The organism is Nocardia concava NBRC 100430 (assembly GCF_000308815.1).
GTDB lineage: Bacteria > Actinomycetota > Actinomycetes > Mycobacteriales > Mycobacteriaceae > Nocardia > Nocardia concava.
The window spans coordinates 1-6,355 of the sequence record NZ_BAFX01000149.1; the positions used below are offsets into that span (position 1 = coordinate 1).

General features: G+C 67.8%; 5 protein-coding genes. 3 read left to right on the plus strand and 2 right to left on the minus strand.

The annotated features are described in order from the left end of the window. A partial coding sequence (locus ON43_RS34465) for a threonine/serine exporter family protein (RefSeq protein ID WP_157514283.1) occupies positions 1-1,221 on the plus strand: 1,221 nt, incomplete at its 5' end. Here the strand turns inward: ON43_RS34465 and ON43_RS34470 are convergent. Beyond that, positions 1,167-1,790, minus strand: a complete 624-nt coding sequence (locus tag ON43_RS34470) for a GDSL-type esterase/lipase family protein (protein WP_245568869.1) — start codon at positions 1,788-1,790, stop codon at positions 1,167-1,169. The two genes, ON43_RS34465 and ON43_RS34470, sit on opposite strands and share 55 nt — an antisense overlap. Positions 1,791-2,019: 229 nt before the next feature. On the opposite strand from ON43_RS34470, the gene ON43_RS34475 reads away from it, so the two are divergent. Further along, positions 2,020-4,464, plus strand: coding sequence for a lysylphosphatidylglycerol synthase transmembrane domain-containing protein (locus ON43_RS34475; protein ID WP_040814347.1), 2,445 nt, complete (start codon positions 2,020-2,022; stop codon positions 4,462-4,464). Here the strand turns inward: ON43_RS34475 and fadD5 are convergent. Next, on the minus strand, positions 4,461-6,026 hold the full coding sequence (fadD5, locus tag ON43_RS34480) for a fatty-acid--CoA ligase FadD5 (RefSeq protein WP_040814349.1): 1,566 nt from the start codon (positions 6,024-6,026) through the stop codon (positions 4,461-4,463). The genes ON43_RS34475 and fadD5 overlap by 4 nt on opposite strands. A 182-nt stretch (positions 6,027-6,208) precedes the next feature. Between fadD5 and ON43_RS44045 the strand changes: the two genes are divergently transcribed. After that, the coding region (locus tag ON43_RS44045) for a nitronate monooxygenase (protein ID WP_174416523.1) at positions 6,209-6,355 on the plus strand (147 nt) is incomplete at its 3' end.

Genomic DNA, 6,355 nt, shown 5'->3' on the forward strand with positions numbered 1-6,355 from the left:
ACGGGAGTGTTCGTGCGCGTACAGGATTCGCGCGGATCGGCCGTCGACCTGCTCGAGGCCAACTCCGACACGCTGCGCCTGGATCAGATCGCCAAGCTCTATCAGCTCATCGACGAGATCAAGCGGGAAGTCCCGCCGCCCGCCCGCGCCACCGCCGAGCTGGCCAAGATCCTGGCGTCGCCGCAGCCCACCCCGGTGTGGCGGCTGCTGGTCGGCAATGTGGTGCTGACCGTCGGCCTGGGCCTGATGCTCAATCCCACCTCCGACGCACTGCTCGGCTATATCGTGCTCGGCCTGGTGGTGCAGCTGCTGATCATGGCCGCCGACCGGTTCCGGCTGCTGTCGACCGCACTGCCCGTGGTCGCCGGGGCGGTGGTCACCCTGCTGTCCTTCGGTTTTCCGAACACGCTCGGCGGTGGCAATCCGTCGCAGCTGCTGATCCCGTCGGTGTCGAGCATGCTGCCGGGTTCGGCGCTGACCAACGGGTCCATCGAGCTGGCCACCGGGAACATGGTGGCGGGTGCGAGCCGCACCATCTTCGGCTTCAACAAACTGCTGCTGCTGGCCTTCGGCATTCTGATCGGCCTGCAGCTGCTGGGGACGCTGCCGCCGGTCGCACCGGCGCATTCGAGCGGATTGGGCTGGTGGACACCGGTTCTCGGGGTGCTGCTGATCGGGCTGGGGCACAGCTGGCGGGCCAGCGCCCCGAAGCGCTCGCTGGGCTGGCTGCTCATCGTGCTGTACGCGGCGTTCTGCGGGCAGCAGCTGGGCCAGCAGCTGCACGGTGGCGGACTGCTGGGTTCGTTCCTGGGCGGCATGATCGCGGTGCCGGTGGCATTCCTGGTGCAGCGCAGCAAGGATGCCCCGCCGACGCAGGTGGTGTTCCTGCCCGCCTTCTGGATGCTGGTGCCCGGCGGCATGGGATTGACCGGGGTGTCGGAGCTGGTCACCAAGAACGATCCGAACGGCCTGCACGTGATCGTGAACGCGGTGCTGACCGTGCTCGCCATCGCCATGGGCGTGCTGGTCGGGTCGGGTCTGGTGGCCTCGACCCGGCGGCCGCGGCTGGAGAACATCGTCGAGGACTGGCTGGGCCCGGACACCGGCCGCCATGCCGCCGACCGCTCACCGGAGGCCGCCGCCGCGGCCGCGGTGATCGACGAAACTCACCGCACGACAGGTAATTCCGAGCCGGGATCGGCCAGCCAGAGCAGCCAGTGAGGGGCGAGCAGGGCGGCGAATTCGTCATAGCCCGCCGCGCCCGGGTGGTAGCCGTCGCCCGCGGCGACGTCCTGCATCCAGATCTGGTTCTCGCGTAGCGGCTGATGGGTCCGCAGGTAGGGCACCTTGGCGTCCTCGCAGAGGTCGGCGTAGGCGGTGTCCAGGGCCACGATGCGGGCATTGTGGTCGTCGTCGACATTGGGCGGCGGTGCGACCACCATTGTCTGCCAGCCCCTTTCCCGCGCCTCGCGCAGGATCCCGCCGAGATTGCGCACCGAGTCCTCCGGGTCGACCCGGACCCGGCCGTCCTCGAGCTGGGTGTCGTTGACGCCGGTGGAGATCACCACCCGGCAGTCCGCGTCCAGGGGCAGCCGCGGCGCGCATTCGGCCGCCCAGCGCCCGCGCAGCTCGGTGCTGTTCTCCCGCCGGATCCCCAGGTTGTAATAGGTCAGCGGCTGTCCCGCCGCAATGGCTCTGGCGGCCAAGCGCCCCGCCCAGCCCAGGCATTTCTGGTCACCGACCCCCGCGACGAATGACTCCCCGATAAAACAGACACGAAGATCGAGCACCACACAGCGATCCTCGCACGGCCGTTCGGCCAACACCTAAGCCTCGTAATAAGCAGGAAAAACCGGTATTCGGGCCCGGCGTGCCGACGGGCGGAACACTTCTTCCGCCGCGCACGGGTTACGGTTACCGGCGTGTTGGACGGCGGGTGACCCTTTCGCCTGCCGCATACTCAACCGAGCCGACCATGGGACCGCAGCCGTTCCCACGATCCGAAAGCGCGTATAGGACATGCGAGTCGACGGGCGGGAGATTCCCGTCTCCGGCAGCCTGCTGCAGCCGCGGATCCGCCGGACCAGTGACATTCTGCGCGTTGTGCTGTCCGCGTTGTCGGTGGGCATCGTCGTCGCCGGATCGCTGATCACCCGCCCGCAGTGGGAGAACCTGGAAAAGTCGGTCTCCACCATCGTCGGGTTCCTGACGCCGGAACAGTCCAACCTGGTCTACATCGTCTACGGCATCGCGATCCTGGCGCTGCCCTTCGCCATTCTGGTGCGGCTGATCCTGCGCCGGCAATGGAAGCTGCTGGGCGGCTTCGTGTCCGCGGGCCTGATCGCGCTGGGCCTGTTCTCCATCACCGGCACCGGCTTCTCCGCGCCACGCTGGCATCTCTCGGAACCGCAGCAGATCAACACCTTCCTGTCGCAGTTCCTCGACGATCCGCGCTGGATCGCCATGCTGGCCGCGGTGCTCACCGTGGCCAGCCCGTGGCTGCCCGCGCGCTGGCGGCGGTGGTGGTGGACGCTGCTGCTGGCCTTCGTCCCCATACACCTGTTCGTCTCGCTGGTGGTGCCCGCGCGCGCCGCGCTGGGCCTGGTCGTGGGCTGGCTCGTGGGCTCGGTGATCGTGCTGGTGGTCGGCACACCCGCGCTGGAGGTACCGCTGGAGGCGGCGGTGCGGGTGCTGGCGCAGCGCGGCTTCCGGGTGACCGCTTTCAAGGTGCTGCGCCCGGCCGCCCGTGGGCCGCTGGTGCTGTCGGTGACAACCACGCCGCAGCCCGAGCTCGCGACCTCACCGAACACGCCCACGTCGGCGGGGTCCGAACACGGCGAAACCCATTCGCCGGACAATGAATTGATCATCGAGATGTACGGGGCGAACCAGCGCAGCCGCGGCATGCTCCAGCAGTTGAAGCGCCGCCTCACCCTGCGCAGCGGCGAGTACCCGGACTCCTTCGCCTCCCTGCGGCGTGCGGTGGAGCATCGGGCGCTGATGGGTTTCGCCATCGCGGATCTCGGGCTGGCCAGCAACAAGCCGCTCACCGTCGCGGCGCTGGACCGCGGTTGGATGATGTACGCGCACACCGTGCCCCAGGGCCGGCCGCTGACCGCCGCCGCGGGGGAGAAGACGCTCACCAGGGTCTGGCAGGCGCTGCACAGCATGCACACGGCACAGATCTCGCACGGTGATCTGCGCGCCGAGGAGATCCGCATTCTCGACGACGCCGTGCTGTTCGGCGGGTTCGTGCAATCCGAATTCGGCGCGTACAAGGTGCGTTTCGACTCCGACGTCGCGCAGCTGCTGCTGTCCTCGGCCGCCCTGTTCGGTCCCGAACCGACGGTCCGCACCGCGCTCGAGGTGCTGGACAAGCAGGCGGTGCTGGACGCCTCGGCCCGGCTCACCCGGACCGCGATACCTCCGCACGTGCGCAAGGCGATTCCCGACGCCGGCGAGCACATGAAGGACATACGCGCCGAGGTCGCCGAGCAGACCGGGCAGGACAAGATCGAGGCCGCGCAGATCACCCGGTTCTCGCGCAACCAGGCCATACAGCTGGCACTGCTGATCGGCCTGGTGTACGTGGCCTATCCGTACATCAGCCAGGTGCCGACCTTCTTCACCGAACTGCACAACCTGCATTGGGGCTGGGCGCTGCTGGGGCTGACGGTCTCGGCGCTGACCTACGTCGGCGCGGCAATGGCATTGTGGGCGTGCGCCTCCGAGGCGGTGAAGTTCCGCAATCTGCTGCTCATGCAGATCGCCAATACGTTCGCCGCCACCACGACGCCCGCCGGCGTGGGCGGTCTGGCGCTGAGCGTGCGATTCCTGCAGAAGGGCGGCCTGGGCGCGGTACGCGCCACCGCGGCCGTCGCCCTGCAGCAGACCGTGCAGGTGGTGACCCACGTGCTGCTGCTGCTGATCTTCGGTGCGCTGGCCGGAACCTCCACCAACCTCTCGCATTTCGTGCCCAGCGCGACCGTGCTCTACCTGGTGGCCGGTGCGCTGCTCGGGCTGCTCGGCGTGACCATGTTCGTGCCGAAGGTCCGCAAATGGCTGCTGAACGAGGTGCGCCCGCAGCTGGCGGATGTGATGGGACAGTTGAAGGATCTGGGCCGCAAACCGTGGCGGCTGGCCATGATCGTCGGCGGCTGCGCCACCACCACCCTCGGTATGGCGCTGGCACTGTGGGCCAGCATCGAAGCCTTCGGCGGCAACACCACTTTCGTGACGGTCACCATCGTCACCATGATCGGCGGCACGCTCGCCTCGGCGGCCCCGACACCCGGCGGCGTGGGCGCCGTGGAAGCCGCCCTCATCGGTGGTCTGGCGGCGTTCGGAGTGTCGGCGGAGATCGCCGTCCCCGCCGTCCTCCTCTACCGCGTGCTGACTTGCTGGCTGCCCGTCTTCTGCGGCTGGCCGATCATGCGCTGGCTCACCGCGAAAGACATGATCTAGGCCGAATACTGCTTGCGCAGTTCGACCTTCACGACCTTGCCGCTGGCATTGCGCGGCAGTTCGGGCACCACCACCAGATATTTGGGGTGCTTGTAGCGGGCCAGCGACTCGTTCAGGAACGGTTCCAGCTCTTCGAGAGTCAGGTCGTCGACCCCCTCGACCAGCGCCACCACCGCGACCGGCACCTCGCCCCACTTCTCGTGCGGCCGGGCCACCACCGCGGCCTCGTGGATCTTCGGATGCGCGAAGAGCACGTTCTCCACCTCGGCGCAGTAGATGTTCTCGCCGCCGGAGATGATCATGTCCTTCTTGCGGTCCACCACGTAGACGAAGCCCTCCTCGTCGCGGCGCACCAGGTCACCGGAGTGGAACCAGCCGCCGTGGAAGGCCTCCGCGGTGGCCTCGGGCTTGTTCCAGTAGCCCTGCATGAGAGTCGGTCCGCGATAGACGATCTCGCCCACCTCGCCCGGCGCGACATCGTTCATCTCGTCGTCGACCACGCGCGCCTGGATGGTCGGGATGGGCAGGCCGACCGAGCCGAGCTTGCGCAGCGCGTCCTTGCCCTCGAGCACACAGGTGATGGGCGACATCTCGGTCTGCCCGAACACGGCCACATTGAAGGCGTTCGGGAAGCAGTCGGCCATGGCCCGCAGCACCGTGTCCGAGGCCGGGGCCGCGCCCCAGCACAGCGCCTGCAGCGCCAGCTTGCGCTGCTTGACCGTCGGCTCCTCGCAGATCAGCTGCCACTGCACCGGCACGCAGAAGGCGGCGGTGGCCTGTTCCTTCTCGACCTCGTCGAGGAATTCGGTGGCGTTGAACGCGCCCAGCGGATGCAGCACGGTCTTGCCGCCGAGCATGAAATACGGGGTGAGCGAACCCAATCCGGCGATGTGGAACAGCGGTGAGGTGCAGAAGCCGATGGAGTCGGGGGTGATCTCCATGGCCCGGATACAGGTCAGCGCCTGTGCGTTCATGTTCGCGTGGGTCAGCACGGCGCCCTTGGGGCTGCCGGTGGTGCCCGAGGTGTACATGATCAGGCAGGGGGTTTCCTCCGGAATGTCCAGCGGCGCATGGGGTTCGCCGGGCTCGTTCAGGAAGTCCTCGTAGCCGATCACGCCGTCGCCGGTCTGCCCGTTGATCACGACCACGCTGTCGAGACCTTGGGCCTGCCCGGCCACGCCCACCGCCAGCGGCCGCAGGACCGAGTCGGTGACGATGGCCTTCGCGCCGGAGTCGGCCACGATGTAGGCCACCTCGGGCGGCGTGAGCCGGAAGTTCACCGGCACCGCAATGGCGCCCAGGGCGTTGATGCCCATGACCGCCTCGATGTACTCGGTGTAGTTCAGCGCCAGGATGAGCACGCGATCGCCGAACCCGACCCCTCGACGGGACAGCGCGTCGGCGAACTTCTCCGACCGCTCGTACAGCTGCTTCCACGTGGTGTCCACGCCCCGGAACTTGAAGGCGACGTGATCGGGCCGCATCAGCGCGTGCGCCGCGATCTGGTTCACCCAGTGATTGCGACGCGAGCGGATCGGCTCGTCGAGCGGCTGGAAGGTCATGCAGTGTCCTTTCACGCTGATCGCTCGTGAGAATAGCGCTTAACTTTCTAACGTGACAAGGGTTACAGACCAGGGAATCTTGGCGTAATGACTGCAAACTCCCACTCACATCGGGGTTGTCGGCCCATATGCAACTATGCGAGTATCAGGGCAGTCGTGAGAGGCAGGAGAGGACAGCGCGCATGGCACTGAAGACCAGGTTCACCGAGACTTTCGGGGTCGAGCACCCCATCGTGCAGGGCGGCATGATGTGGGTCGGCCGCGCGGAACTGGCCGCCGCCGTCTCCGAGGCGGGCGGGCTCGGCATCATCACCGCGCTCACCCAGCCC

What these genes read in the sequence shown, in the direction of transcription:
- fadD5 (WP_040814349.1), bottom strand. Translation starts at nt 6,026, where the DNA reads ATGACCTTCCAGCCGCTCGACGAGCCGATCCGCTCGCGTCGCAATCAC.
- ON43_RS34475 (WP_040814347.1), top strand. Translation starts at nt 2,020, where the DNA reads ATGCGAGTCGACGGGCGGGAGATTCCCGTCTCCGGCAGCCTGCTGCAG.